Origin of the sequence: Mycobacterium sp. M23085, assembly GCF_045343915.1 — a bacterium.
GTDB lineage: Bacteria > Actinomycetota > Actinomycetes > Mycobacteriales > Mycobacteriaceae > Mycobacterium.
Genome location: NZ_CP174280.1, coordinates 4,601,158 through 4,624,556, shown reverse-complemented (window position 1 = coordinate 4,624,556; position 23,399 = coordinate 4,601,158). Strand labels below are relative to the sequence as shown.

Below are 23,399 nucleotides of genomic sequence, written 5' to 3'. Positions count from 1 at the left end.
CGTAATTACCGTCCGGATGTCTTGGTTGCGGATGTGGTAGCGGCGGCGGGGGCGACGTCGACGCCGAGGATTCGACTGGCCAGCGTCGCCGACATGGACGCCACGTTGGCACGCAGATCCAGTTCCACGGCGTCCCTCTCCCGCTTCAATTGCTCGGATGCCATTTGCAACGTCGACATCACCTGCTGTTCGGCACGGGCGCGCGCGTCTTCGACCACCTTACGACCTTCGGCGCGGGCGTTGTCGCGCAACGACGACGCCTGAACCCGCGCTTCGGTCAGGACTTTTTCGTAGTCGGCCTTGGCCGCGTCGAACTGTTCGGCCGCCTTCTTGTTGTCGGCGGCCGTTTTGGCGACCATGGCGTCGCGCTCGCGCAACACCTTCATCACCGGCGGCACGACGAATGTGCCGATCACGGCCAGCACGATCAGGAAGATGGCCAGCACGAAGAAGAAGGTGCCGTTGGGAACGAGGAAGTTGTTGCCGCCCTCGGCCACCACCTGGCTGGATGCCAGGACGCTCAGACTCGCGTCACCCATCACAGCGGACTAGGTGCCGACGGGCGTGGCGAAGACGAACAGCGCCATGAAGGCCAGGTTGATGAAGTAGGCCGCCTCAACCAGACCGACGGTGATGAAGAACGGCGTAAACAGCCGGCCTTGCGCCTCGGGTTGCCGGGCGATGCCGGACACCAGCGCGTTACCGGCGATACCGTCACCGATACCGGCACCGATCGCGCCGCCGCCCATGATGAGTCCACCGCCGATGAGTGCAGCGGCAGCGACTTGGGGGTCCAGAGCCATTCTTATCCTCCTTGATATCTGGTAGGGGTCTACCAGGTCTCTGTATTGGTGCGTGGGTCAGAACAATTCACGGTCGCCTCAGTCATGGTGATCCTCGATCTCCATGGCTTGACTGAAGTACAGGATGGTCAGAATCGCGAAGATGAAGGCCTGGATCGCCCCGACGAACAGGTCGAAGGCCTTCCAGATCGCGTTGGGCGCCCACATGATGTACGGCGGGAACAGCGCGATCAGCGCGACCAGGATGCCGCCGGCGAAGATGTTGCCGAAGAGTCGCAGCGACAACGAGATTGGCTTGGCCAGCTCTTCGACCAGGTTGATCGGCGCCAGGAACGCGACGTGGCCCTTGAGCACGGCCAGCGGGTGTCCGATGACACCGCGGCGCCAGATGCCCGCCACGTGGTAGCAGACGAACACGAAGAGAGCCAGCGCCAGCACGTAGTTGATGTCCGCCGCCGCCGACTTCAGCAGCTCGGTGGTGTGCCCCGACTTGTCGGTGTACTGCAGCGGCAGCACCGACAGCCAGTTGGAGATCAGGATGAACACGAAGATGGTGACGGCCAGCGGCAGCACGAACGGAGCGATCCGCATGCCGACCGCGCTCTCGATCTGGTCGCGCATCTGGACGGTGATGGCTTCCCAGAACAACTGAACGCCGCTGGGCACACCGGTGGAGGTGATCTTCGCGCGCAGGAAGAAGGCCAGTGCCAACACGATCAGCGCGGCGATCGCCGTCGACAGGATGGTGTCGGTGTTGACGGTCATGCCGAGCCACTTGGCATGGGTGTGCTCGCCAACCTCGATCGCGGCGGCCAGGAGCGTCGTCTCAGGCATCGGTGGGGTTCCTTCCTTCCGTTCCTTCCGATCCTGCGATCAGGCCGCCTTCGGCAGCGCCGGCAGACTCCGCCCAGTCGCCGGCGCGCAGCTTCTTCCACACCGGAAGCGCTGTCGAGGCGACCAATAGGACCTGGAAAAGCGCCAGTCCGAACACGACGCCCAGGCCGGCGGGCCGAAAGACGTAGGCGATGATCAGCCCCACCACGGTGATGATGGCCAGCCGTGACGCCGAGTTGACGGCCATCGACCGTTTCAGCGGGTGATCCTTGGCGGTAATCGACTCAACCGAGCGACGCACCAGAACCGCATTGAGCAAACCCAGGAGAAGGCCGATACCGAAGAAGGCGCCGACCATCAGGTGACCGGACAGTCCGGCGGCCAGCACCGCCACCGCCGTGATGGCAACGCTGATCACGAAGAGCCGAACCGGACGGAAAGCAACAGAGGGAAACACCAACGGCGCGTCCTGCGCTGGTGTCGTCACTGCAGCACCTCAATCCCAGGTTGGTAATACGGGAACCCCCCGACCGACTGATCGGTGGCCCGCCGAGCGTATCGCACGTCACAGTTGAATCACCCAAGGGGTATCTCCCGGGGCCGGTGTTCAACCAGCCCGATCGGATGAGCCTCCGACGGACCAGTAGCCTGCGCGGCTTTTTGGGGCTCTACCAGCACCGTACCACATGGAGGACCCCAACTACTACTCCTCGTCGTAGTAGTCGTCTCGGCGGCGTAGGAGCGGAATCGCGGTCGCGATGCCGGCCACCACGATGGCACCCAGCATCACCGCGGCGGTGTCGCGGGGCCGGAAAAAGATCGTGCTGGCCGCGCCGAACGCGACGATGCCCACCCACAGATAAATCAGCAACACCACCCGGCGGTGTGAATGGCCGATCTGCAGCAACCGGTGGTGCAGGTGCATCTTGTCCGGGCTGAACGCGCTGCGGCCCGCGCGGGTCCGGCGCACGATTGCCAGCAGCAAATCAAGCATGGGTACAAAGATGACCGCGGCCACCAGCAGGAACGGGGACAGCAAGACGAACACATCGCGGGCGCCGTAGGCGTTCTGCGAGACCGGGCCGGCGGCCGTCGTCGACGCGGCCGACAGCATCAGACCGATCAGCATCGAGCCGGAGTCGCCCATGAAGATCTTGGCGCGATGGAAGTTGTGCGGCAGAAAGCCCAGGCAGGCCCCAGCGAGCACCACCGAGATCACCGCGGGCGGATAGAACAGGACATCGCCGCCGTGGTCGCGTAGCAGGCCGACCGAGAACATGCAGATCGCCAGCGCGGTGATCAGTCCCAGCCCGGCGGCCAGACCGTCGAGCCCGTCGACGAAATTCATGGCGTTGACGACCGACACGGTCAGCGCCAAGGTGAGCAGGATGGACGAGGCCTGGTCGAGCACGATGGTGCCGACGCCGCCGATCGGGATGTATAGGACGCTCCACGCCACGCCCATGGTGACCAGCACGCTGGCCGCGGTGATCTGACCGGCGAACTTGGTCAAAGCGTCGAGGCCCCAACGGTCGTCGATGAGGCCGATGCCCATGATGACCGCGCCGGCCACCAAGACCGCGGGCATACCCGTCGAGTAGACGAACCCGCGGGTGAGCGCCGGAAGTTGGGACGCCAGAAAGACGGCCGTGATGACCCCGAGGAACATCGCCAGCCCGCCCATCCGGGGGGTCGGCGTGACATGGACGTCGCGCTCACGCGGATAGGCGACGGCGCCAAAGCGAGTGGCCAGCACCCGGACCGGTCCGGTGGCGAAGTACGTGATGATCGCCGCGGTCAACCCCACCAGCGCGAGCTCACGCAGCGGAACGCCGGCGCCGCGGTCGGCCAGCGCGAGCAACCCACCGGCAAGGTTGGTCACGTCGCTGGACATCACCGAGACCGTACTGGACAAACCTGGGACCTCGACAACCGCTCCAGTCAGGCCGGGGCGGTCAAGCTTTCGGGATCGACGGCCAGCACTTCCGCGATCCGCGTCGCGCTCACCGGGCCCGATCGCAGAATCCGCGGCGTGGCACCGGTCAGATCGACGATCGTGGAGGCAGCCCCCTGATCGGACGGACCCGCTTCCAGATAGACGTCCACCAGATCGCCGAGCTGGCTGCGCGCCTCGTTGGCGTCCACTGCGGCCGGACGGCCGGAGACGTTCGCACTCGACACGGCCAACGGCCCAACCTCACGCAACAGTTCGATGGCAACGGGATGCAGCGGCATCCGCAACATCACGGTGCCGCGGGCATCGCCGAGATCCCACTGCAACGACGGCGCCTGGTTCACCACGAGGCTCAACGCGCCCGGCCAGAAGGCGCGGATCAGGTCGCGCGCCCCGTCCGGTATGGTGTAGACGAGTCCCTCGATGGTGTGCCAGGAGCCGACCAGCACACCCACCGGCATGTCACGCCCCCGGCCCTTTGCCGACAGCAACGCGGAGACCGCGGCGCTGTTGAACGCGTCGGCGCCGATGCCGTACACGGTGTCGGTGGGCATGACTACCAGCCGGCCGCCCTTGAGTGCTCCTGCCGCCGCCGCGATTCCGAGTGAGCGCTGACCGGGATCCGCGCAGTCGAAGACGTCAGTCATCTACGCCGCTCTCCCCCGCAGGCGGGAGGTGCCCCCACCTCATCGCAGCGTTCTGCATCGTCGCGACGCGAGTCATCGGCGCCGCTCTCCCCCGTGCGTGCACTGCGGCGGGCTGTCACGAACCGCGGCCGCCCGGTCAGGTCTCGCCGGGACCGGATGTCCTCGAACTCTCCTGTGCGTTCGAACAATTCCATGGTCTGCGCCGAGGTGGTGTCGTCGTGTTCGATGCCGATCAATCCGCCCGGGCGCAGCCATCGGCCGGCCAGACGGACGATCGGGGCGATCACCGTCAGTCCGTCCGGGCCGCCGAAGACGGCTTGGTGCGGATCATGTTGCGCGACTTCGGGATCCAGCACGGCATCGTCGGGAACATACGGCGGGTTGGCCACCAGCAAGTCGACCCGGCCGTCCAGTTCGGCGAGCGGGCCCGGCTCCGACGCCAGTCCGGTGACGTCGGCGCGCAGCAGCTCGATCGCCGTGCCCCGCGTGTTGTGGCGCGCGTATTCCAGTGCGCTATCGGAGTTGTCGATGGCGACGATTCTGGCCGCGGGCCGGTGGTGGGCCAACGCCACCGCCAAGGCGCCCGAACCGGTGCACAGGTCGACGATGACGGGATGTTGCGTCAGCCGTTGGGCGACGGCCCATTCCAGCAGGGCCTCGGTTTCGGGGCGGGGTATGAACACCCCGGGGCCGACGTGCAGCATGACCGGTCCGAATGCCGCGGTCCCGAGCAGGTGCTGCAACGGCACGCGTTGCGAACGCGCCGCCACGACGTCGCGGTAGCGCCCGAGAAAATCGTCACCGGGTGAGTCCAGCAGGGCCAGGCGCCCGCGGTCGGTTCCCGCCAGGTGCGCGGCCAGCTGCTCGGCGTCCCAACGCGCAGAATCGATTCCCGCTTCGGCAAGGGTGGCCGCAGCATCGTCGATCGCGCGGCGCAGGACGTTCATGCCTGTTGCAGCCGGGACTGCTTGTCGGCGGCGGCCAGCGCGTCGAACAGTGCGTCGAGGTCACCGTCGAGGACCTGGTCGAGGTTGTGCGACTTGAAATTGATGCGATGGTCCGCGATCCGGTTTTCCGGGAAGTTATAGGTCCGGATGCGTTCGCTGCGGTCAACGGTGCGAATCTGGCTGGCCCGGTCCGCCGAGGCATCCGCCAGCGCCTGCTCTTCGGCCAAGGCCTGCAGACGGGCGGCCAGCACCTGCAGCGCCCGGGCTTTGTTCTGCAGTTGCGACCGTTCGTTCTGGCAGGTGACGACGATGCCGGTGGGCAGGTGCGTGATGCGCACCGCCGAGTCGGTGGTGTTGACGCCTTGGCCGCCCTTCCCCGATGAGCGATAGACATCGATGCGTAGGTCCGACTCGTCGATCTGCACCTCGCCGACCTCTTCGGGTTCGGGATACACGAGCACGCCGGCCGCCGAAGTGTGAACGCGGCCTTGGGATTCGGTCACCGGGACGCGCTGCACCCGGTGCACACCGCCCTCGAACTTCATCCGCGACCAGACCCCGTCGGCGGAGTCGCCCTTACTGGCGATGGCCAGCGTCGCGTCCTTGTATCCGCCCAGATCCGAGGTGGTCTCGTCCAGCACGGTGACGGTCCAGCCGTGCCGCTCGGCGTAGCGGATGTACATCCGCGCCAAGTCGGCGGCGAACAAGGCGGACTCCTCGCCGCCTTCACCCGATTTCACTTCGAGCACGATGTCGTCGGCGTCGTGCGGGTCGCGCGGTGCCAACATGTCGGTGAGCTGGGTGTCCAACTCGGCCACCTGGTTTTCCAGATCCGTCACCTCGTCGGCGAAGGACGCGTCGTCGGCGGCCAGCTCTCGCGCCGTCTCCAAGTCGTCGCGCGCGGCCACCAGCTTCCGGTAGGTGCCCACGATCGGGGCCAGCCGGGCGAACCGCCGTCCGACCTTGCGGGCCTCGTCGGGATTGCCGTGCAATTCCGGATCCGCCAGCCGGCGCTCCAGGTCGGCATGCTCGGCCAGCAGCACATCGATGGTCTGCACCGGCTTGGTCACCGCCACACCTCCTGTCCCGCCTCGCCTGTCATTACCGCAAACACAGACCGACGCCCGGCCTGTACGTCAGTGCGCACAGTTCGGGCGTCGGTATCCGAGCTATTTGTCGGCAGCAGCGCCGGCGTTGCGCTTGCCGTACCGCTTCTCGAAGCGGGCGACACGGCCACCGCTGTCCAGGATCTTCTGCTTGCCGGTGTAGAAGGGGTGGCACTGCGAGCAGACCTCGACGACGATGTGTCCGCCGTCCTTGGTGCTGCGAGTCTGGAAGGTGTTGCCGCACCCGCAGAGCACGGTGGTCTCCCCGTAGGCCGGGTGAATGTCAGATTTCATGCTGTCCTCTTTGGTCTTGTCGAACGTCGATTATGCCAGGTCAACCACTGCTCTCCCAAAACAACGGGGTACCCGTCCACATTCCCGGCGCATGGGCTGCGTCGAAACTTAAACCATCGCGGCGTCGGCCGGCATGTCGTGTGCGTGGTTTAAGTGTCGCGGTGCCGGCCCCGCCGAGGAACGCGGTTCGGCTAGTCGTTGGCTAGTCGTTGTCCATGGCCCCGGGGGTCGTCTTGGACACCTGGACCAGGAACTCGTAGTTGTTCTTCGTCTTGCGCAGCTGCGACATCAGCAGGTCGATGGCCTGATGAGAGTCCAGCCCCGACAGCACCCGGCGCAGCTTGTGCACGATGCCGAACTCGTCCGGGGACAGCAGCAGCTCGTCCTTGCGGGTACCGGACGGGTTGACGTCGACCGCCGGGAAGACCCGCCGCTCGGAGATCTTGCGGTCCAGCTTGAGCTCGGCGTTACCGGTGCCCTTGAACTCCTCGAAGATGACCGTGTCACCGGTGGACCCCGTCTCGACCATCGCGGTGGCGATGATGGTCAGCGATCCGCCTTCCTCGATGTTGCGGGCGGCGCCCAGGAACCGCTTGGGCGGGTACAGCGCCGTGGAGTCGACACCACCGGACAGGATCCGGCCCGAGGCGGGCGACGCGTTGTTGTAGGCGCGTCCGAGGCGGGTGATCGAGTCCAGCAGCACGACGACGTCCTTGCCCTGCTCAACCAACCGCTTCGCCCGCTCGATCGCCAGCTCGGCGACCGAGGTGTGGTCTGACGGCGGCCGGTCGAAGGTCGAGGCGATGACCTCACCCTTGACCGAGCGGGTCATGTCGGTGACCTCCTCGGGGCGCTCGTCGACGAGCACGACCATGAGGTGGCATTCCGGGTTGTTCCTGGTGATCGCGTTGGCGATGTCCTGCAGGATCGTCGTCTTACCGGCCTTGGGCGGCGACACGATCAGCGCACGCTGGCCTTTGCCGATCGGCATGATCAGGTCGATGACCCGAGTGGTCAGCCGGTCGCTGGTGGTTTCCAGACGAAGTCGCTGGTTGGGATACAACGGCGTCAGCTTGGAAAAATCGGGCCGCTTCTTGGCGTCCTCGACCGAGCCGCCGTTGACGCTGTCCAGGCGAACCAACGGGTTGAACTTCTGCCGCTGGTTGGGCTGTTCGCCGTCCTTGGGGACGCGGACCGCGCCGGTGACGGCGTCACCACGACGGAGGCCGTTCTTACGCACCATGTTCATCGACACGTAGACGTCATGCGGGCCGGCCAAGTAGCCGGAGGTCCGCACGAACGCGTAATTGTCGAGGACGTCAAGAATGCCGGCTACGGGCTGAACGACGTCGTCCTCGCGCAGCTCGGTGTCACCGCCCTCACCGGAGCGCTCACCCCGGCGGCGGCGGTCACGGAAGCGGCGTCCCCGCCGGCCCTGACGGCCTTCGCCGTCGTCGTCCTGCTGGTTCGAGCCGCCGCGGGCCTGCTGGCCGCCGGAATTCTGATCCTGGTCGCCGCCGTCCTGGCCGCGGTCGTCATTCTGGTTGTCTTGCTTGGGCTTCTCTCGACGGTCCGCCTCACCGGTAGCGGCGCCCTCGCGGCTGCCCGAGCTCTCGCGGTCGGCCTCGTCGTTGCCGCGGGCTGCCGATCCCGCTTCGCGGGAAGCGCCGCGTCGTTCGCGGCGGGGCGCCTCGGTCGTCGCACCGTTCTGGTCGCCCTTGGCCGCCTGGGCTTCGGCGACGTTGTTGGCGTTCTGGTCGTTGTTCTTGTTGTCCGACTTGCCGCTGTCCTCAGCGGACTTGACGCCATTGGCGGGAGCGCCGTTGGCCTGCCCCCGGATTTCTTTGATGGCGGCGATCAGTTCGTTCTTACGCATGCCCGACGTCCCTTTGACGCCAACTTGATTGGCCAGCGCGCGCAGCTCGGGCAGCACCATCGTGGACAGTGCACCAGCCGAGACGTTGGGTTTCGCGTCTGGAGTGTCTGTGGTCACGGCATTCGACAGTTGAGTGGCGTCAGTGTTTTCGCCAGCCGTGAACAGGTCCGTATCAGTCACGGATTTCCTTTCTTTCCCCCGCTGATCAGGTCATACGGAGGGTTCGTTGCATTCAGGCAAATTGCCGAGTGCGCCCAATCATCGACATTGCAACGGTGATCGCCTGGATCGGCGGAGTAAACGGCGAACCTCGTCCACAAGAAGAATTGGTGTGTCCTAGCGGCAAGGCAGTATGGATGCAGATGCAGATGCTGCGATTGCTGGACGCGTCCGAGGATAGCCCCCATCCTTGCCGGAAGCAAGCAAACCCTCCGGCCACGCCGTGGATCAACCGACGACGCTGACTCCTGGGCTCCAGCGAACCGGTTCGCCCGCGGTCATCTCCGTGATGGCAAACCCGTTGGCCTCCCCGTACTCCGCCACTTCGGAGGGCAGCCCCGCCGCTGTGGTTAACGCGATCAGCGATGGTCCGGCCCCGGAGAGCGTCGCTGCCACGTTATGACGCCGCAGCAGGCGCAAATATTCCGCCGAGGCCGGCATGGCCGGTGCGCGCTGCGGCTGGTGCAGCACGTCTTCGGTGGCCACCAGCAGCAGGTCGGGGCGTTCGGTGAGCGCCACCACCAGCAGCGCGGCGCGGCTCACGTTGAAGCGCGCGTCCTCGTGGCTGACCTGCGCGGGCAGCAGCACGCGGGTCTCCGCGGTGAGCGAGCGTTCCTCGGGAATCGCCGAATACAGCCGGATATCGGGGTGCAAGCGCAGCGGCACCGCCGCGTACCGGGGGCGGTCACCGGTGCGGTCCACCCACGAAACGACCGCACCGCCCAACACGGCGGCCGCCGCGTTGTCGGGGTGACCCTCGAACTCCGAGGACACCTGGATCAGTTGGGTATCGCTGAGCGGTTTCCAATCCATTTGTGCGACAAGGCCGTTCGCGGCCGCTAGGCCTCCGACCACCGCCGCCGCCGAGGAGCCGAGGCCGCGCGAATGCGGGATGGCGTTGCGGCAGCGCACCACCAGGCCCGGTGCACGGACCCCGACCGCGTGCAGCCCGCACTGCAGGGCTCGCACCACCAGGTGTTCGGGACCCACCGGCAACTGGCCCGCACCCTCGCCCTCGACCAGCACGACCAAGCCGGAATCGGTTGTCTCGACGGTGATTTCGTCGTAGAGGCTCAGTGCCAGACCGATGCTGTCGAAGCCGGGACCAAGATTGGCGCTGGACGCCGATACCACGGCGTTGGCCACCAGCCCGACGGGCAGCATCGGGGTCATCAACAGCCCTTCGCGATCGCGGAACCCACACAGACCACCGCGTGCCGACCCGTCCCCCGCAAGCGGGCGGGGATACCTCCCGCCGGGGGCGTGCCCCCAGCGCCCGGCTTCGCCGCGCTTGCGATCGCCACTAGGCCAGCCCCAACTTTTCGACCACCAGGACCGGGTCCACCGGCAGCGGGGTCACGGTCGGCATATCCCGCAGCGCGGTGTCGGGATCCTTGAGTCCGTTGCCGGTGACGGTGCACACGACCGTCGACCCCCGGGCCACCCAACCCTCGTCGACCGCCTTGAGCAGTCCGGCGATGCTGGCCGCCGAGGCGGGTTCGACGAAGACGCCTTCAGACTCCGCCACCAGGTGGTAGGCGGCCAGGATCTCTTCGTCGGTCGCTGCCAAGAAGCGGCCGTTCGATTGCTGCTGTGCGTCGACGGCTGCCGTCCACGACGCCGGCGCGCCGATGCGGATCGCGGTCGCGATGGTCTCCGGGTTCTTGACCGGCGCGCCGTGCACCAGCGGGGCCGCGCCGGCAGCCTGGGTGCCCAGCATCCGCGGCAACCTCTCGATCAGACCCTCGTGGTGATACTCGGTGTATCCCTTCCAGTACGCGGTGATGTTTCCGGCGTTGCCGACCGGCAGGGCGTGCACGTCGGGAGCGGTGCCCAGCGCGTCGACGATCTCGAACGCCGCCGTCTTCTGACCCTCGATGCGCACCGGGTTGACCGAGTTGACCAACGCGATGGTGGGAAAGTCGGCGGCCATCTTGCGCGCCAGCTCGAGGCAGTCGTCGAAGTTGCCGTCGATCTGGATGATCTTGGCGCCGTGCATGACCGCCTGCGCCAGCTTGCCCATCGCGATCTTGCCCTGGGGTATCAGCACCGCACAGGTGATGCCGGCACGCGCGGCGTATGCCGCCGCCGACGCCGAGGTGTTTCCGGTCGACGCGCACAACACCGCCTGCTGGCCGCGCGCCAGCGCATCGGTGACCGCCATCGTCATGCCGCGGTCTTTGAACGAGCCGGTGGGGTTGAGGCCCTCGACCTTGAGATGAACGCTGCAGCCGGTCTTTTCCGAGATTCGGCCCGCCGCGATCAGCGGGGTGCCGCCCTCGAGCAGGGTGACCGGGGTCCAGTCGTCGCCCACCGGCAAGCGGTCCCGATATGCCTCGATGAGGCCGGGCCACGGCTTGTGGACGGCGGTGCGCGGGGCGGTCATAGGGTGGTCCCTTCCAATCGCAGCACGCTGGTGACACTCTGCACGGCGTCCAAATCGGCCAGCGCCTCCACGGTTTCGGACAGCGCAGCATCCGTCGCGCGGTGGGTGACGACGACGATGCGGGCCCCCACCCGTCGTCCGCCCTCGTCCGCGACGCCTTCCTGGCGGACCTCGGCGATGCTGACCTCGCGCTTGGCGAATTCGGCGGCCACCGAGGACAGCACGCCGGGCTTGTCCGCGACGTTCATGCTGACGTAGTAGCGCGTCGAGATGAAACCCATTGGGGCGATGGGAAGTTGGGCGTACTTGGATTCCCTTGGCCCGCGGCTGCCCAGCACCCGGTTGCGCGCGGCCATCACCATGTCACCAGCCACCGCGGACGCGGTCGGCGCGCCACCGGCGCCCTGGCCGTAGAACATCAACCGGCCGGAGGCCTTGGCCTCGACGACCACCGCGTTGAAGGCGCCGTTGACGGTGGCCAACGGGTGCGACAACGGCACCAGCGCAGGGTAGACGCGCGCCGAGACCCGCTCCTTGCCATCGTCGGTCGTGATGCGCTCGCAGATGGACAACAGCTTGATGGTGCACCCCAGCGCGCGGGCCGACTCGAAGTCGTCCGGGGTGACCTTGGTGATGCCCTCGCGATAGACGTCGTCGGCGGTCACCCGGGTGTGAAACGCAATGGACGCCAGGATGGCGGCCTTGGCCGCGGCGTCGTAGCCCTCGACGTCGGCGGTGGGGTCCGCCTCGGCGTAGCCCAGCGCGCTGGCTTCGGCCAGCGCGGTGTCGTAGTCGGCGCCGGTGCTGTCCATCGCGGACAGGATGTAGTTGGTGGTGCCGTTGACGATCCCGGCGACCCGCAACACCGTGTCGCCGGCCAGCGACTGCGTCAGCGGGCGGATGACCGGGATGGCGCCCGCGACGGCCGCCTCGAAATACAGGTCGACGTTGGCAGTCTCGGCGGCCTGCGCCAACTCGCCGGTGGAGGTGGCCAACAGCGCCTTGTTCGCCGTGACGACCGACTTACCGTGCTCGAGGGCACACAGGATGGCCTTGCGCGACGGCTCCACCGGCCCCATCAGTTCCACCACGATGTCGACGTCGTCGCGCGCGGCGAGCGCTTCGATGTCGTCGGTGAGTAGCTCGGCGGGGACACCGCGGTCCTCGGCGACGCGGCGCACTCCGACGCCGCGCAACACCACGGGTGCGCCGACACGAGCGGCGAGGTCGTCAGCGCTGTCCTCGATGATTCGGACAACTTCGCTGCCGACGTTGCCCAACCCGAGAACCGCTACACCGACCGGCTTTTCGTCACCGGGCACAGTTCACCTCACTTCCAGACTCAGTAGATCGTCGACCGTCTCACGACGCAGGATCAGACGCGCGCGCCCGTCGCGCACCGCGACGACGGCTGGGCGGCAGATCATGTTGTAACGGCTCGACAGTGAATAGCAGTAGGCGCCGGTGGCGGCCACCCCGATCAGGTCGCCGGGTCGCAGGTCCCCGGGCACCCAGGTGTCGCGTACGACGATATCGCCGCTCTCGCAATGCTTTCCGACGACGCGGGCCAGTTCTGCCGGTGCATCGCTGAGCCGCGAGACCAGTCGGGCGTCGTACTGCGCGTCATAGAGTGCGGTGCGGATGTTGTCGCTCATGCCGCCGTCGACGCTGACGTAGCGCCGATGTGCGGTGGCGCTCACGTCGACGTCCTTGACGGTGCCCACCTCGTAGAGCGTGACGGTGCCTGGCCCGGCGATGGCCCGGCCCGGCTCGACCACCAGCCGCGGGGTGGGCAATCCGACGGCCGCCGATTCGTTCCGCACGATCTCGCTCAGCTTGGCGGCCAGCTCACCCATCGGTGGCGGATCGTCCGCGGCCAGGTAGGAGATGCCCAGTCCGCCACCGAGATCCACGGTGGAGATCTGTGCGGTCTTCTCGACGCCGAATTGTTCGACGGCTTGGTGCAGCAGGCCGATGACCCGGTGCGCGGCGATCTCGAAGCCGGCGACGTCGAAGATCTGCGAGCCGATGTGACTGTGCAGGCCCACCAGCCGCAGGTGCCCGGTTCCGAACACCTTGCCGACGGCCTCCAGTGCCGCACCGCTGGCCAGCGACAACCCGAACTTCTGGTCCTCGTGTGCGGTGGAGATGAACTCGTGGGTGTGCGCCTCGACACCGACGGTGAGACGGACGAAGACATCCTGGACGATGCCCGCCTCCGCCGCGATGGCGTCGAGGCGGTCGATCTCGACCATCGAGTCCAACACGACATGGCCGACGCCGGCTTTGACCGCGGCCGTCAACTCGGCGACGGATTTGTTGTTGCCGTGGAAGGTGATCCGCTCCGGCGGGAAGTTGGCGTGCAGCGCGACGGCCAGCTCGCCGCCGGTGCACACGTCGAGCGACAGACCTTCCTCGTCGATCCAGCGCGCAATCTCGCTGCACAGAAACGCCTTTGCGGCATAGTGCACGTTCTCGCCGCCGCCGAAGGCGGACGCGATCTCGCGGCAGCGGGACCGGAAGTCGTCCTCGTCGATGATGAACAGCGGGGTGCCGTACTCGTGGGCGAGGTTGGTCACCGTGACTCCCGCGATGCTGGCGACTCCTGCGTCGTCACGAGAGGTGTTGCGGGGCCATACATTCGGCGCCAGGAGCAGCAACTCCTCGGGGGATTGTGGCCGCAGCGGGCTTTCGGCGTGACGGGCCTCTTCGGCGTGCCGGGGACCGGCGGGGTGGACGTTCACATTCGCTCCGGGGCGGTGACGCCCAGTATCGCCAGCCCGTTGGCGATCACCTGACGGGTCGCCTGGCACAGCGCCAGGCGCGCGGTGTGCAGATCGGTCGGTTGCTCGTCGCCCTGCGGCAACACCCGGCACGAGTCGTAGAACCGGTGGTAGTCACCGGCGAGGTCTTCCAGGTACCGGCAAATCCGGTGGGGTTCGCGCAGTGTCGCCGCCGTGTTGAGCACCCGTGGGAATTCGCCGAGGGTGCGCAGCAGCGTCCCCTCCTTGTCGTGGCTGAGCAGTTCGAGGTGCCCGGTGTCGGGGATCAGTCCCAGCTCGGCTGCGTTGCGGGCCAGCGCCGAGAGCCGGGCGTGCGCGTATTGCACGTAATAGACCGGGTTTTCATTCGACGCGGACGACCACAGCGCGAGGTCGATGTCGATGGGGGTGTCCACCGAGGAACGGATCAGGCTGTAGCGGGCGGCGTCGACGCCGATCGCCTCGACGAGGTCGTCCAGGGTGATCACGGTTCCGGCCCGCTTGCTCATCCGGACCGGCTGGCCGTCGCGGACCAGGTTGACCATCTGCCCGATGAGTACCTCGACGGTGGCCGGATCGTCGCCGAACGCCGCCGCCACGGCCTGGAGCCGGGCGATGTAGCCGTGGTGGTCGGCCCCCAACATGTAGATGGCCAGGTCGAAGCCGCGCTGCCGCTTGTCCAGGTAGTAGGCGATGTCACCGGCGATGTAGGCCGGCTTGCCGTCGCTCTTGATGACGACGCGGTCCTTGTCGTCACCAAAAGCGCTGGTACGCAACCACGTTGCGCCGTCCTTCTCGTAGATGTTGCCGGTCTCGCGCAGCCTGCCGATGGCTTCGTCCACCAGACCCTTGGTGTGCATCGAGTCTTCGTGGGTGTAGACGTCGAAGTCGGTGCCGAACTCGTGCAACGACTCCTTGATGTGGGTGAACATCAGGTCGACACCGATTTCGCGGAAGGTCTCGCGCATCGCGGCGTCGGGCAGGCTCAGCGCGTCGGGCGCCTTCTGCAACACCTGGGCGGCGATGTCGTGGATGTAGGCGCCGGCGTAACCGTCTTCCGGGGTGGGCTCGCCTTTGGCCGCGGCGATCAGCGAGCTGGCGAAGCGGTCGATCTGGGCGCCGTGGTCGTTGAAATAGTATTCCCGCACCACGGCGGCGCCCTGGGTGGACAGCAGCCGGCCCAACGCGTCGCCGACGGCGGCCCACCGGGTGCCGCCGATGTGGATCGGTCCGGTCGGGTTGGCCGACACGAATTCCAGGTTGATGTTGCGGCCGGCCAGCGCGTCGGAGTGTCCGAAGCGGTCGCCGGCGTCGATGACGTTGCTGACGACGACGGCTTGCGCCGACGCCTCCAGGCGCAGGTTGATGAAGCCGGGTCCGGCCACCTCCGCCGACGCGATGCCGTCGGCCTGCGACAGCGCGTCGGCCAGCCATCCGGCCAGCTCACGGGGGTTGGCGCCGACCTTCTTGCCCAGCTGCAGTGCCAGGTTGCTGGCGTAATCGCCGTGCTCGGGATTGCGGGGACGCTCCACGGTGACCGTTTGCGGCAGCGCGCCAGCATCCAGGCCGCGCTCGGCCAGCACCGCGGCGGCGGTGGTTTTGAGCAGCTCAGCCAGGTCAGCGGGGGTCACGAGCGTCCATCCTATTGGCTGGGGTGCCCGCGCCCCGAATCCATTGCGGTGGCGGGGTGGCCACCCGGATGCGTTAGTCTGTCCGTGCTTGTTCGAAAGCCCCATGGCGCAACAGGCACGTCGGTGCGCCCCCGTAGCTCAGGGGATAGAGCGTCTGCCTCCGGAGCAGAAGGCCGCAGGTTCGAATCCTGCCGGGGGCACCCTTTCTAGCAGCCGAAACGGTGCCGGTCACTCACCTCGTGCCAGCACGAACGCCTCGATGTGCCGATCTTTGGCCCACACTTCGTACTTCCGCCAGCCGGGATACAGCTCGACGCCCTTGGCCCAGATCTCGTCACGCTCACGCGGCGTCGCGCGTCGCGCGGTGGCCTGCCACGTGTCGCGCCCGATCGTGACTGTCGCTTCCGGATTGGCCTTCAGGTTGTGGTACCAGGCAGGGTGTTTGGTACCGCCGAAGTTGGACGCGATGAGGGCCAGGCCGTCCGGATGGGGGATGCCGTACACGGCGACGGTGCGGGGTTCACCGGACTTGGCGCCCGTGGTGGTGAGCATGACCACCGGGATGCCGGTCGCGATTTCGGCGAAGCTGCTCCTACCGCCGGTGGCCTTGGCGACGAGGCGGTCGAGGTGGTGCGCGGTCGGGCGAAGAAGCGCCACCCCCACGGTCGTGGATGCGAAGCGGCGCATCGTCCGATGAAAAGCGTTCGCATCATCGAACGACCGTCCGGACATGGTGTCATTGTGGCCCGCGCCGAGCACCAGTGTTCTTCAAATCGTGTAACGCGCGTCACAGTGGACATTAAGCTGCTGGTCGTGAACCTAAGGATGTTGGCGAACGGTCGGGACCGTTGGCTGGCACTTCCGGCCTCGCTGGTCGTCTCCGCTGCGATGATCTACGCCCAGCACACACAGCCTCGGTGCTGCGTCGAAACGCCGGCGGCGGCCCCCGCCACCACGGCGGCCGCGCCGACCCACGGGGCGCGCCCCGCCAGTCCGGCCGAGGTGGAATCACTGACGGCGCTGGCACCGCCCGCCCCGTCTGCCGGCCAGCAATTCCAGCTCGCGTTGCCCCACAGTGTGGGATCTGAGGAACGGTTGCAGGTCAAGACCATCTGGGCGGCCCGCGTCATCAGCGTGCTCTTTCCGCAAATCAAGACCATCTATGGATACCGCGAGGACGCGTTACCGTGGCATCCCAACGGGCTGGCTATCGACGTGATGATCCCGAATTACCGCAGTCCCGAAGGCATCGAGCTCGGCAACCAGATCGCCGGCTACGCGTTGGCGAACGCGAAACGATGGGGCATCAACCACGTGATCTGGCGGCAGAAGATCTATCCGGGCGTCGGTGGGGGCAACTGGATGGCGGACCTGGGCTCAGAGACCGCTGACCATTACGACCACGTTCATATTGCTACCGGCGGAGGCGGTTACCCGACCGGGCACGAGACCTACTACATCGCCTCGATGACCCCCACCCCGCCGGACTGATCCGCTAAGGGCGGGGCGCGGCGACGCCGTGCGTTCGATCGGAGAGAGCCAACCCAGCCAGCGTGTTTGCCCCAGCCCAGATCCTCGATTGCTGACTCTGGACATAGTTGCGCTGTGATCATGTGTTGGCTTTTGCTGTTAGTCGCGCAATTCCTTGCTGCTGGCCGCATAATGAGGCCGTTATCGCCACTAATCGGAGAAGGAGCCGAGTATGAGGACTGTTTGCGGGTTACGCATGTTGTGTGTTCCGGCCGTCGTTGCTGCCGCATTAACGGTAGGTAGCGGAGTCGCCGTCGCCGACGACGACGGGTACCTAGGTCAATTGCAGAAGATCGGCGTGGTGTGGCAGCCCGGAGGGGAAGGCACGCTGATCTCGCTCGGTCACGCCATCTGCTCGGACCGCGCCGCGGGCAAGACACCGGACGAGCTGGCCACCGATGTTCACTCCGGCTTGAACAGCTCGTTCAACTACGCCGACGCCACAGCTATCGTGAGCGCCGCGGAATCCAACTACTGCCCCTAACCCGTCGTAGGGCGCTGTCTGGACGGCGTCCCCGTCATGCCGGCCCGGCGGCGAACGCCGCCACCGGCATTTCGACGGTCCCTTTGCACGGACCGCTGTTGATGTCGGTGTGCCAGGTCCCGCGTAGCGATCCGTCGGGCTGCGGCGCATAGAAGGCCCACGACCTCGCGGGTGCCCACACCTTCGAAACGCCTTCGCCCATATAGCAATCCCATTGAAAGTCGAAGCGCTCGACCCACTTGGCGCCGTCCCAGGTGTAGTGCGACGGCTGGGGCAGCGTCGGGTTCTTCGGCGTCGGGCCGTTGGTGGCGGTTGCCACGCACCTGCCCGACGAGCATGCGGTGGTGAAGACGTAATCCGCGCTGAAGGTCGGTTCGGCTTGCGCGGCGGCGACGCTGGTGCCGGTTTTGCTGACCGCATACCTCACCAGTGAGTATTTGCCGTTCCACGACGGTGCGAGTGCGTGCGCGCCTGTTCCGGGCGCTCCCGCGACCGATGCGGTGACGGCAGCCAGCACCGCTATTACCCGATACCACGGCCGCATTGCGTCAATGGTGGGCTTTCGACGACGCGGCGCGATCTCGGCGCGGACACGATCGCGGTGCTGTTGCGGGTTTATCGGTCTCGCAACAGGAATAGTCCATACGCGGCGATCGACTGCGCGTCGGCGATGATTCCGCCGCGGATCATTTCTTCGACCTCGGCACGCGAGAACCACGCACTGCGCATGTCCTGCTCCTCGTGCTCGAGGTCGGCTTCCCCCTCGGCGATGCCGGTGGCCAGAAACACCCAGCCGCGTTGGCTGGTCATTCCCGGTGCGACGTCGAGGTGGCCGAGTACCTCGAATGACGTTGCGCGCAAACCGGTTTCCTCACGGAGCTCACGCTCGGCCAACTCGGCCGGTTCGGCGTCGACCAGGTCCGGAGCGGTGCCTTGGGGAAACTCCCAGCGTCGCTCGCCGAGCGGATAGCGGTACTGCTCGACCAGCCGGAAGCGGTGCCCGTCGTAGGGCATCACGAGCGCATAGGCCGGCTTGTCGACGACGCTGTAGATGCCCGCACTGCCGTCGGGGCGGCGGATGTCGTCCTCACGCAGCACCATCCACGGGTTCCGGTAGATCTCGCGGCTCGCGAGGCGTTCGATGAAAGTCACGCCGCCAATATTGCCGTGAATACCGCAACTCATCCGGTGGCGGTGGCCCGGAGTAGCGTCCGAGGCTATGCCGTCCCCAGAAGCCATCACCGACACCGTCAGTCGATACCTCGCGCTGGTCGCGACGGGCACCGCCGACGACATCGTGACGCTCTATGCCGCCGACGCCACCATCGAGGATCCGATCGGGTCCGCCATTCGCCGCGGGCATGACGCCATCCGGGCGTTCTATGCGGGATTTCAAGACGCGAAGAAGGACACCGAACTGGCGGAATTACGGATCTCTGGCAGCGAGGCGGCCTTCTTCTGGCACCTCACGCTCGACGCCGGTGACAGCCGCACCCGAATTTCGCCCATCTCCACCATGTCGTTCGACGGGGAGGCCAAGATCACCTCGATGCGCGCGTTCTGGTCGCCCGCCGACGTTCGGGTCTTGTAGATCCGTCAATTGCGTTGGCCACCAGCCGACGCCAACGATGCTCGGACAGCCGCCGCCGCAATACGGTGTCATCGACCGCGACTCCAATGGCAGCTCGGCCACCCAGTCCCGGCATGGCCCGTTAAGCGCCGATGCGCATCGGGTATCTCCCCGCAAGACAGAGGACATGTCGCGCTGGCATCAAGCGGCACGGTGCCCGATAGTCGTAGCAGCAAGTGAGCGCCAATGTCGGCATAGGTGGGGATCCATGAGTACGCGCCGCCACATCATCGTCAGCGGTGACGACGCGCTCGCCATGACGATCGCCGAGGAACTCAACCGCGCGGGCGCCACCATCACCAAGTTGGACAGCGAGGAACTCGCCGGCGCCGATCTTGCCCGCGCAAGCGCCATCGTCTGCGCAGGGTACGACGATGCGAAAAACCTCGAAATCGCCTTGCTGGCAAGGAGAACGAACCCGAACGTGCGCGTGGTCGCCCGGTTGGGCAACGACGTGCTGCGGGCGGCGGTGGCCGCCGACAACGGTCCCGGCGCCATCCTGGACGTCGCCGACCTCGCGGCGCCGTCGGTGGTCGAGGCCTGTCTGTCGAGCAACACACACCCCGTCGAGGCGGCCGGCATCAAATTCGTTGTGTCGGGAGCCGATGCGCCGTATGACGCCAGCCTTCGCGAGATCTACGGCGACCTGGCACCGGTAGCGGTGATTCATGGCCAGAACTCAGCCGCTCCCGGCGAGGTGGTGCCGTGTCCCGGTCGAGACCATCAGGTGCGCGCCGGTGATTGGACAGCCATGATCGGCACCCCCGACGAGCTGGCCGCCCGCGGCATCGGTGTCCCCCGGCCGACGGCGACACGTTCTCGCCAATCCTGGTTGCGCCGTGTACTGGACGCTGCGCGCGCTGTACGCGACGACGTGAACCCCCTGATTCTGCCGGCGCTGATCGCCGCGCTCACCTTGGTGCTCGCGTCAACCCTCGTGATGCATTACGCCTATCGAAGGCCGCGGTTGTCCTGGCTGGATGCGTTGTACTTCACCTCAGAGACCCTCACCACGGTCGGCTATGGCGAATTCAGCTTCGCGCGGCAAGCCCCGTGGCTACGAGTATTTGCCGTCGCCATGATGTTCGGCGGCGTAACGACTACCGCGCTTCTCGTCGCTTTCGTGGCGGACCTGCTGCTCTCGCGGCGCTTCCTCCAATCGGCCGGCGCCCGGCGGGCCCGCCACCTGCGCGACCACATCATCGTCGTCGGACTGGGCTCTTTCGGCAGCCGTGTCGTCGCCGATCTGACTGCCGCCGGATACGACGTCGCGGTGATCGAGCGCGACGAGAACAACCGATTCCTGTCGACCGCAGCCGAACTCGACGTGCCGGTGATCTTCGGGGATGCGACCCTGCGCCAGACGCTGGCATCGGCCCGCATCGACCGCGCCCGGGCCGTTGCGGTGCTGACTCAGGAGGACATAGTCAACATCGAGATCGGGATTGTGCTGCGCGAAATGCTGGGTCCGCGGGTAATGCCTGAGGTCAACCGGTCCGACGTGCCCATCGTGCTGCGTATCTATGACCGCAACCTCGGCGACGCGGTGGCCAAGCGGTTCGGATTTGGGAATGTTCGCTCGATCGTCGACCTGGCCGCGCCCTGGTTCATCGGCGCCGCGATGGGCCTGCAGGTGCTGGGGACTTTCTCGGTCGGTCAGCGTTCCTTCATGGTCGGCGCCATGCACGTGGCGGCAGGGAGCGAACTCGACGGGGTGCGAATGTTTGAGATGTCCACGCAGACCCGGGTCATCGCGATCACCCGCCGCGAGACGCCCCCCGAGCTACACCCTCGCCGGGATGCGTGGTTGCGCGGCGGTGACACCGTCTACCTGGTGGGGCCCTACCGCGAGCTGCTGGAGGCGCTGCGCAAGGGGCAGCCTCCCCAGGAGCCCGCCGTCAACGACGAGCGCCCGGCCGATAAAGCGGCGACCTGAAGGTGGCTGCTCAGGACCCGCTCGGGATCAGGAAGCAGACCAGCCCAGCGACCGGTGGCCGCCGGGTTCGGCCGCGTGGTCACAGCGCCGGGCGCACGACTTGGCCAGCTGGTGGCGGGCCGCCGCGGTCACCGGGTGCTCGTTACCGAGTACGCGGGTCTCCTGTTCCACCAGCGCCTGCCAGGCGGCGACCGCGTCGGTGACGCCGGCCCGGTCCGGGGCCCACAGGGTGAACATGTGCCGGGCCATCAGCAGGTGAACGTGGTCGTCTCCCAGCTTGTCGTGCAGGTCGCCGATCAACGGCTCGAGCTCGGCGACGGCCCCGGGGACGTCCCCCGCCCGGCCGCGCCATATCGCCAGCAGCAATCTGGTGCCCAGAGTGTCGACGTGGTCGTCACCGAGCACGCGCCGCCGCGCGGCAAGGACGTGTTCACCCTCGGCCATCGCTCCCACGCGATCGCCTATCTCCCAACGCTTCTCGGCGATCTTCTCGCGGGTAACCAGCACACTCTCGTGGTCGGCCCCCAAGATGCGTTGTTCGTCGGCGAAAAGCTGCGACCATTCGGCTAGCGATGACAGCGAATGCTGGTGCCGGCCCGCCAGCAGGTGGCGAGCGCTCAGGGTGCTGAGGTGGTCGCGACCGAGTACCTCGACGAGGTCCGGTAGCAGCCGCGCGAACTCCTGGTAGGCGACGGTTTCGTCGCCCGCTCGCAGCTGCAGGGTGGCTAGCGACACCTTGAGTTCGAGGACAGTGGGGTGACGCTCGCCCAGCGTGGCCCGGCACAGGGTGACGAGCTCGTTCGCCTGTCGCGCAGCCCCCGCGTAATCACCGTTGTTCGCGCATTCCGTCATCAGCCCGGTCAGTTCGGCCAGCGGGGCGGGCAATTCCTGCTGCGGCATTCGATAATGAAATCGCCGTCGCGCCCACCCGGCAATTCACCCCAGTTGAACTGCGGCGATGCCGCAAACGGCGACTACAGCCGCGACGCCACATCCGCGGCGCGACGAAGCTGATCGACATCGGAGCTCGTCGGGATGAGCTGCACCTCGTCGGTGCCGATCTCGGAGAACCTGCGCAACACGTCCAGCAGCTCGTCCTCGCTGCCGGCCCAGCCCGTCATCGGCGCCATTGCGTCGACGTATTCGCCCGGTATCCAGTTCATGTAGCGCCGCAGATGACGGTGGATCTGGTTGCGAGAGCCCTCGGGCGACCCGAAGGCGAACCAAAACGACGTGATCAGGTGGGGTTTGGGTTTGCCGGCCTGGGCCCACGCTGCGCGGGCCACGTCGAACAGCTCGTCCTGCCTGGCGACGTCGAGGTCCAGCGTGGTGCCGGCCAGCCCATCGGCCCACGGGGCCGCGCTGCGAATGGTTTTCGGCCCGATGCTGCCGACGAACAGCGGCGGACCACCAGGCTGGACCGGGGCGGGTCCGACGGGCAGCACCGAGTCGGTGGTCTTCTCCCCCGCCCAGACACGCTTCATCACGGCGACGCGTTCGGCCATGCCGCGCATCGTCTGTGTCGCCGGATCGGCGCCCACGGCGTGGTAGTCCTCGTGCCGACCGCCCACCCCGAGACCCACGGTCAACCGGCCGCCGCTGAGCAGGTCGCCGGTGGCCAGACCCTTGGCGAGCATGACGGGATCGTGCAGCTGCGGCACGATGACCGTGGTCAACAGCCGCACCCGGTTGGTCCAGGCGGCCAACGCGCCCAGCAATGTCAGGTTGTCCGGGTTGTCGAAGGCGATCCGCTCGCCCCAGCACAGCGATGAGAACGGGCCCTCGTCAATAAAGCGCGCCCACGTCTCGAGCACCGTCGCATCCAGGTCCGGTTCCATCACCGGCATGGTCATCGCTATCTGCACGACGGCGATTCTGGCATGTTTAACATGCGGTGCTTCAGTGGAACCATGGAGCGAGTGGCGTTCACCTGTAGTTCCATCGCGCATGTCCGATTGACCGTGACCGATATCGAGCGGTCACGGCAGTTCTACGAGAGCGTGTTCGGCTGGCCGGTGTTGATCGAGGTTCCGGAGAACGCCGACGAGCCCACCCGTAATCAGTTGAGCTTCCTGTTCGGCGGCGTCATCTATGACCTGGGCGGCACGCTGCTCGGACTCCGGCCGGTCGCCGCGGACCGTTTCGACGAAGATCGCGTCGGACTCGACCACATTGCCTTCCGGGTCGCCAGCAAAGACGAATTAGATTTGGCCGCAGCGCATCTCGATGAGCTGGAAGTGGTTCACGAGCCGGTCAAAGACATTGGGCCGTCCTACATCCTGGAGTTCCGCGACCCCGACAACATCGCCCTGGAGCTAACCGCACCGAAGTAGCGCGGCGTTGTCGTGCCGGGTGCATGG

Annotated in this window: 24 protein-coding genes, 1 tRNA gene and 1 pseudogene; 6 read left to right on the top strand and 20 right to left on the bottom strand. The window is 66.7% G+C overall.

The window, feature by feature from the left end; genetic code table 11:
• Nucleotides 1-5: 5 nt before the first annotated feature.
• The 15 genes and pseudogenes from ACIUM1_RS21810 to argS form a co-directional block, all read right to left on the bottom strand.
• Complete coding sequence (locus tag ACIUM1_RS21810; RefSeq protein ID WP_406814616.1) at nucleotides 6-539, bottom strand: F0F1 ATP synthase subunit B; 534 nt, start codon at nucleotides 537-539, stop codon at nucleotides 6-8.
• Nucleotides 540-548: 9 nt separating this feature from the next.
• Nucleotides 549-797 (bottom strand): F0F1 ATP synthase subunit C, encoded by a 249-nt coding sequence (locus ACIUM1_RS21805; protein WP_024636915.1) that lies wholly within the window; start codon nucleotides 795-797, stop codon nucleotides 549-551.
• A gap of 84 nt (nucleotides 798-881) precedes the next feature.
• Complete coding sequence (gene atpB, locus ACIUM1_RS21800; RefSeq protein WP_406814615.1) at nucleotides 882-1,637, bottom strand: F0F1 ATP synthase subunit A; 756 nt, start codon at nucleotides 1,635-1,637, stop codon at nucleotides 882-884.
• Nucleotides 1,630-2,124, bottom strand: a complete 495-nt coding sequence (locus tag ACIUM1_RS21795; RefSeq protein WP_406814614.1) for an ATP synthase subunit I — start codon at nucleotides 2,122-2,124, stop codon at nucleotides 1,630-1,632. Before ACIUM1_RS21795 ends, atpB begins: the two co-directional genes overlap by 8 nt.
• 216 nt (nucleotides 2,125-2,340) lie before the next feature.
• A pseudogene (locus ACIUM1_RS21790) lies at nucleotides 2,341-3,550 on the bottom strand (glycosyltransferase family 4 protein); the annotation flags it as partial.
• A gap of 28 nt (nucleotides 3,551-3,578) precedes the next feature.
• On the bottom strand, nucleotides 3,579-4,238 hold the full coding sequence (locus ACIUM1_RS21785; protein WP_406814613.1) for an L-threonylcarbamoyladenylate synthase: 660 nt from the start codon (nucleotides 4,236-4,238) through the stop codon (nucleotides 3,579-3,581).
• Nucleotides 4,235-5,185 (bottom strand): peptide chain release factor N(5)-glutamine methyltransferase, encoded by a 951-nt coding sequence (gene prmC, locus ACIUM1_RS21780; protein ID WP_406814612.1) that lies wholly within the window; start codon nucleotides 5,183-5,185, stop codon nucleotides 4,235-4,237. Before prmC ends, ACIUM1_RS21785 begins: the two co-directional genes overlap by 4 nt.
• On the bottom strand, nucleotides 5,182-6,255 hold the full coding sequence (gene prfA / locus ACIUM1_RS21775; protein ID WP_406814611.1) for a peptide chain release factor 1: 1,074 nt from the start codon (nucleotides 6,253-6,255) through the stop codon (nucleotides 5,182-5,184). The genes prmC and prfA overlap by 4 nt, the downstream gene beginning before the upstream one ends.
• 99 nt (nucleotides 6,256-6,354) lie before the next feature.
• The gene (gene rpmE / locus ACIUM1_RS21770) at nucleotides 6,355-6,585 is read right to left on the bottom strand and encodes a 50S ribosomal protein L31 (RefSeq protein WP_406814610.1); all 231 of its coding nucleotides are present in this window, start codon (nucleotides 6,583-6,585) and stop codon (nucleotides 6,355-6,357) included.
• A 202-nt stretch (nucleotides 6,586-6,787) separates the two neighbouring features.
• Nucleotides 6,788-8,641 (bottom strand): transcription termination factor Rho, encoded by a 1,854-nt coding sequence (gene rho, locus ACIUM1_RS21765; RefSeq protein WP_406814609.1) that lies wholly within the window; start codon nucleotides 8,639-8,641, stop codon nucleotides 6,788-6,790.
• Nucleotides 8,642-8,908: 267 nt separating this feature from the next.
• Nucleotides 8,909-9,844 carry a homoserine kinase gene (thrB, locus tag ACIUM1_RS21760; protein WP_406817809.1) on the bottom strand — a complete coding sequence of 312 codons (936 nt, stop codon included), beginning with the start codon at nucleotides 9,842-9,844 and terminating at the stop codon, nucleotides 8,909-8,911.
• A 139-nt stretch (nucleotides 9,845-9,983) separates the two neighbouring features.
• Nucleotides 9,984-11,066: a threonine synthase gene (thrC, locus tag ACIUM1_RS21755; RefSeq protein ID WP_406814608.1), complete on the bottom strand. Its 1,083-nt coding sequence runs from the start codon at nucleotides 11,064-11,066 to the stop codon at nucleotides 9,984-9,986.
• Nucleotides 11,063-12,388 carry a homoserine dehydrogenase gene (locus ACIUM1_RS21750; protein WP_406814607.1) on the bottom strand — a complete coding sequence of 442 codons (1,326 nt, stop codon included), beginning with the start codon at nucleotides 12,386-12,388 and terminating at the stop codon, nucleotides 11,063-11,065. The genes thrC and ACIUM1_RS21750 overlap by 4 nt, the downstream gene beginning before the upstream one ends.
• Before the next feature lie 3 nt (nucleotides 12,389-12,391).
• Nucleotides 12,392-13,750, bottom strand: a complete 1,359-nt coding sequence (lysA, locus tag ACIUM1_RS21745; RefSeq protein ID WP_406817808.1) for a diaminopimelate decarboxylase — start codon at nucleotides 13,748-13,750, stop codon at nucleotides 12,392-12,394.
• Nucleotides 13,751-13,806: 56 nt separating this feature from the next.
• On the bottom strand, nucleotides 13,807-15,459 hold the full coding sequence (gene argS / locus ACIUM1_RS21740; protein WP_406814606.1) for an arginine--tRNA ligase: 1,653 nt from the start codon (nucleotides 15,457-15,459) through the stop codon (nucleotides 13,807-13,809).
• 127 nt (nucleotides 15,460-15,586) lie between these two features.
• Between argS and ACIUM1_RS21735 the strand changes: the two genes are divergently transcribed.
• A tRNA-Arg gene (locus ACIUM1_RS21735) sits at nucleotides 15,587-15,659 on the top strand.
• Between the two features lie 28 nt (nucleotides 15,660-15,687).
• On the opposite strand, the gene ACIUM1_RS21730 is transcribed toward ACIUM1_RS21735, so the two are convergent.
• Complete coding sequence (locus ACIUM1_RS21730; protein WP_406817807.1) at nucleotides 15,688-16,191, bottom strand: nitroreductase family deazaflavin-dependent oxidoreductase; 504 nt, start codon at nucleotides 16,189-16,191, stop codon at nucleotides 15,688-15,690.
• Between the two features lie 93 nt (nucleotides 16,192-16,284).
• Between ACIUM1_RS21730 and ACIUM1_RS21725 the strand changes: the two genes are divergently transcribed.
• Nucleotides 16,285-16,950 (top strand): glycoside hydrolase, encoded by a 666-nt coding sequence (locus tag ACIUM1_RS21725; protein ID WP_406817806.1) that lies wholly within the window; start codon nucleotides 16,285-16,287, stop codon nucleotides 16,948-16,950.
• A 235-nt stretch (nucleotides 16,951-17,185) separates the two neighbouring features.
• Nucleotides 17,186-17,473, top strand: a complete 288-nt coding sequence (locus ACIUM1_RS21720) for a DUF732 domain-containing protein (protein WP_406817805.1) — start codon at nucleotides 17,186-17,188, stop codon at nucleotides 17,471-17,473.
• Nucleotides 17,474-17,507: 34 nt separating this feature from the next.
• On the opposite strand, the gene ACIUM1_RS21715 is transcribed toward ACIUM1_RS21720, so the two are convergent.
• Complete coding sequence (locus ACIUM1_RS21715) at nucleotides 17,508-18,017, bottom strand: hypothetical protein (protein ID WP_406814605.1); 510 nt, start codon at nucleotides 18,015-18,017, stop codon at nucleotides 17,508-17,510.
• 71 nt (nucleotides 18,018-18,088) lie between these two features.
• Nucleotides 18,089-18,658 carry an NUDIX domain-containing protein gene (locus ACIUM1_RS21710; protein ID WP_406817804.1) on the bottom strand — a complete coding sequence of 190 codons (570 nt, stop codon included), beginning with the start codon at nucleotides 18,656-18,658 and terminating at the stop codon, nucleotides 18,089-18,091.
• A 34-nt stretch (nucleotides 18,659-18,692) separates the two neighbouring features.
• Here ACIUM1_RS21710 and ACIUM1_RS21705 point away from each other — a divergent pair, with 34 nt between their 5' ends.
• Nucleotides 18,693-19,064: a nuclear transport factor 2 family protein gene (locus tag ACIUM1_RS21705; RefSeq protein ID WP_406814604.1), complete on the top strand. Its 372-nt coding sequence runs from the start codon at nucleotides 18,693-18,695 to the stop codon at nucleotides 19,062-19,064.
• 247 nt (nucleotides 19,065-19,311) lie between these two features.
• Entirely contained in the window at nucleotides 19,312-21,039 is a 1,728-nt protein-coding gene (locus tag ACIUM1_RS21700) for an NAD-binding protein (RefSeq protein ID WP_406814603.1), read from the top strand.
• Between the two features lie 27 nt (nucleotides 21,040-21,066).
• Here the strand turns inward: ACIUM1_RS21700 and ACIUM1_RS21695 are convergent, their stop codons facing one another.
• On the bottom strand, nucleotides 21,067-21,939 hold the full coding sequence (locus ACIUM1_RS21695; RefSeq protein ID WP_406814602.1) for a tetratricopeptide repeat protein: 873 nt from the start codon (nucleotides 21,937-21,939) through the stop codon (nucleotides 21,067-21,069).
• A 74-nt stretch (nucleotides 21,940-22,013) separates the two neighbouring features.
• The gene (locus tag ACIUM1_RS21690) at nucleotides 22,014-22,892 is read right to left on the bottom strand and encodes an LLM class flavin-dependent oxidoreductase (RefSeq protein ID WP_406817803.1); all 879 of its coding nucleotides are present in this window, start codon (nucleotides 22,890-22,892) and stop codon (nucleotides 22,014-22,016) included.
• A 57-nt stretch (nucleotides 22,893-22,949) separates the two neighbouring features.
• On the opposite strand from ACIUM1_RS21690, the gene ACIUM1_RS21685 reads away from it, so the two are divergent.
• Nucleotides 22,950-23,372, top strand: coding sequence for a VOC family protein (locus ACIUM1_RS21685; protein WP_406817802.1), 423 nt, complete (start codon nucleotides 22,950-22,952; stop codon nucleotides 23,370-23,372).
• Nucleotides 23,373-23,399: the final 27 nt, after the last annotated feature.

Excerpts from the sequence above, each read along its gene's own strand:
- ACIUM1_RS21810 (WP_406814616.1), bottom strand. The coding sequence starts at position 539 with ATGGGTGACGCGAGTCTGAGCGTCCTGGCATCCAGCCAGGTGGTGGCC.
- atpB (WP_406814615.1), bottom strand. The coding sequence starts at position 1,637 with ATGCCTGAGACGACGCTCCTGGCCGCCGCGATCGAGGTTGGCGAGCAC.
- ACIUM1_RS21785 (WP_406814613.1), bottom strand. The coding sequence starts at position 4,238 with ATGACTGACGTCTTCGACTGCGCGGATCCCGGTCAGCGCTCACTCGGA.
- prmC (WP_406814612.1), bottom strand. The coding sequence starts at position 5,185 with ATGAACGTCCTGCGCCGCGCGATCGACGATGCTGCGGCCACCCTTGCC.
- rpmE (WP_406814610.1), bottom strand. The coding sequence starts at position 6,585 with ATGAAATCTGACATTCACCCGGCCTACGGGGAGACCACCGTGCTCTGC.
- thrB (WP_406817809.1), bottom strand. The coding sequence starts at position 9,844 with ATGCTGCCCGTCGGGCTGGTGGCCAACGCCGTGGTATCGGCGTCCAGC.
- thrC (WP_406814608.1), bottom strand. The coding sequence starts at position 11,066 with ATGACCGCCCCGCGCACCGCCGTCCACAAGCCGTGGCCCGGCCTCATC.
- ACIUM1_RS21730 (WP_406817807.1), bottom strand. The coding sequence starts at position 16,191 with ATGTCCGGACGGTCGTTCGATGATGCGAACGCTTTTCATCGGACGATG.
- ACIUM1_RS21725 (WP_406817806.1), top strand. The coding sequence starts at position 16,285 with ATGTTGGCGAACGGTCGGGACCGTTGGCTGGCACTTCCGGCCTCGCTG.
- ACIUM1_RS21720 (WP_406817805.1), top strand. The coding sequence starts at position 17,186 with ATGTTGTGTGTTCCGGCCGTCGTTGCTGCCGCATTAACGGTAGGTAGC.
- ACIUM1_RS21715 (WP_406814605.1), bottom strand. The coding sequence starts at position 18,017 with ATGCGGCCGTGGTATCGGGTAATAGCGGTGCTGGCTGCCGTCACCGCA.
- ACIUM1_RS21710 (WP_406817804.1), bottom strand. The coding sequence starts at position 18,658 with ATGAGTTGCGGTATTCACGGCAATATTGGCGGCGTGACTTTCATCGAA.
- ACIUM1_RS21705 (WP_406814604.1), top strand. The coding sequence starts at position 18,693 with ATGCCGTCCCCAGAAGCCATCACCGACACCGTCAGTCGATACCTCGCG.
- ACIUM1_RS21700 (WP_406814603.1), top strand. The coding sequence starts at position 19,312 with ATGAGTACGCGCCGCCACATCATCGTCAGCGGTGACGACGCGCTCGCC.
- ACIUM1_RS21695 (WP_406814602.1), bottom strand. The coding sequence starts at position 21,939 with ATGCCGCAGCAGGAATTGCCCGCCCCGCTGGCCGAACTGACCGGGCTG.
- ACIUM1_RS21690 (WP_406817803.1), bottom strand. The coding sequence starts at position 22,892 with ATGACCATGCCGGTGATGGAACCGGACCTGGATGCGACGGTGCTCGAG.
- ACIUM1_RS21685 (WP_406817802.1), top strand. The coding sequence starts at position 22,950 with ATGGAGCGAGTGGCGTTCACCTGTAGTTCCATCGCGCATGTCCGATTG.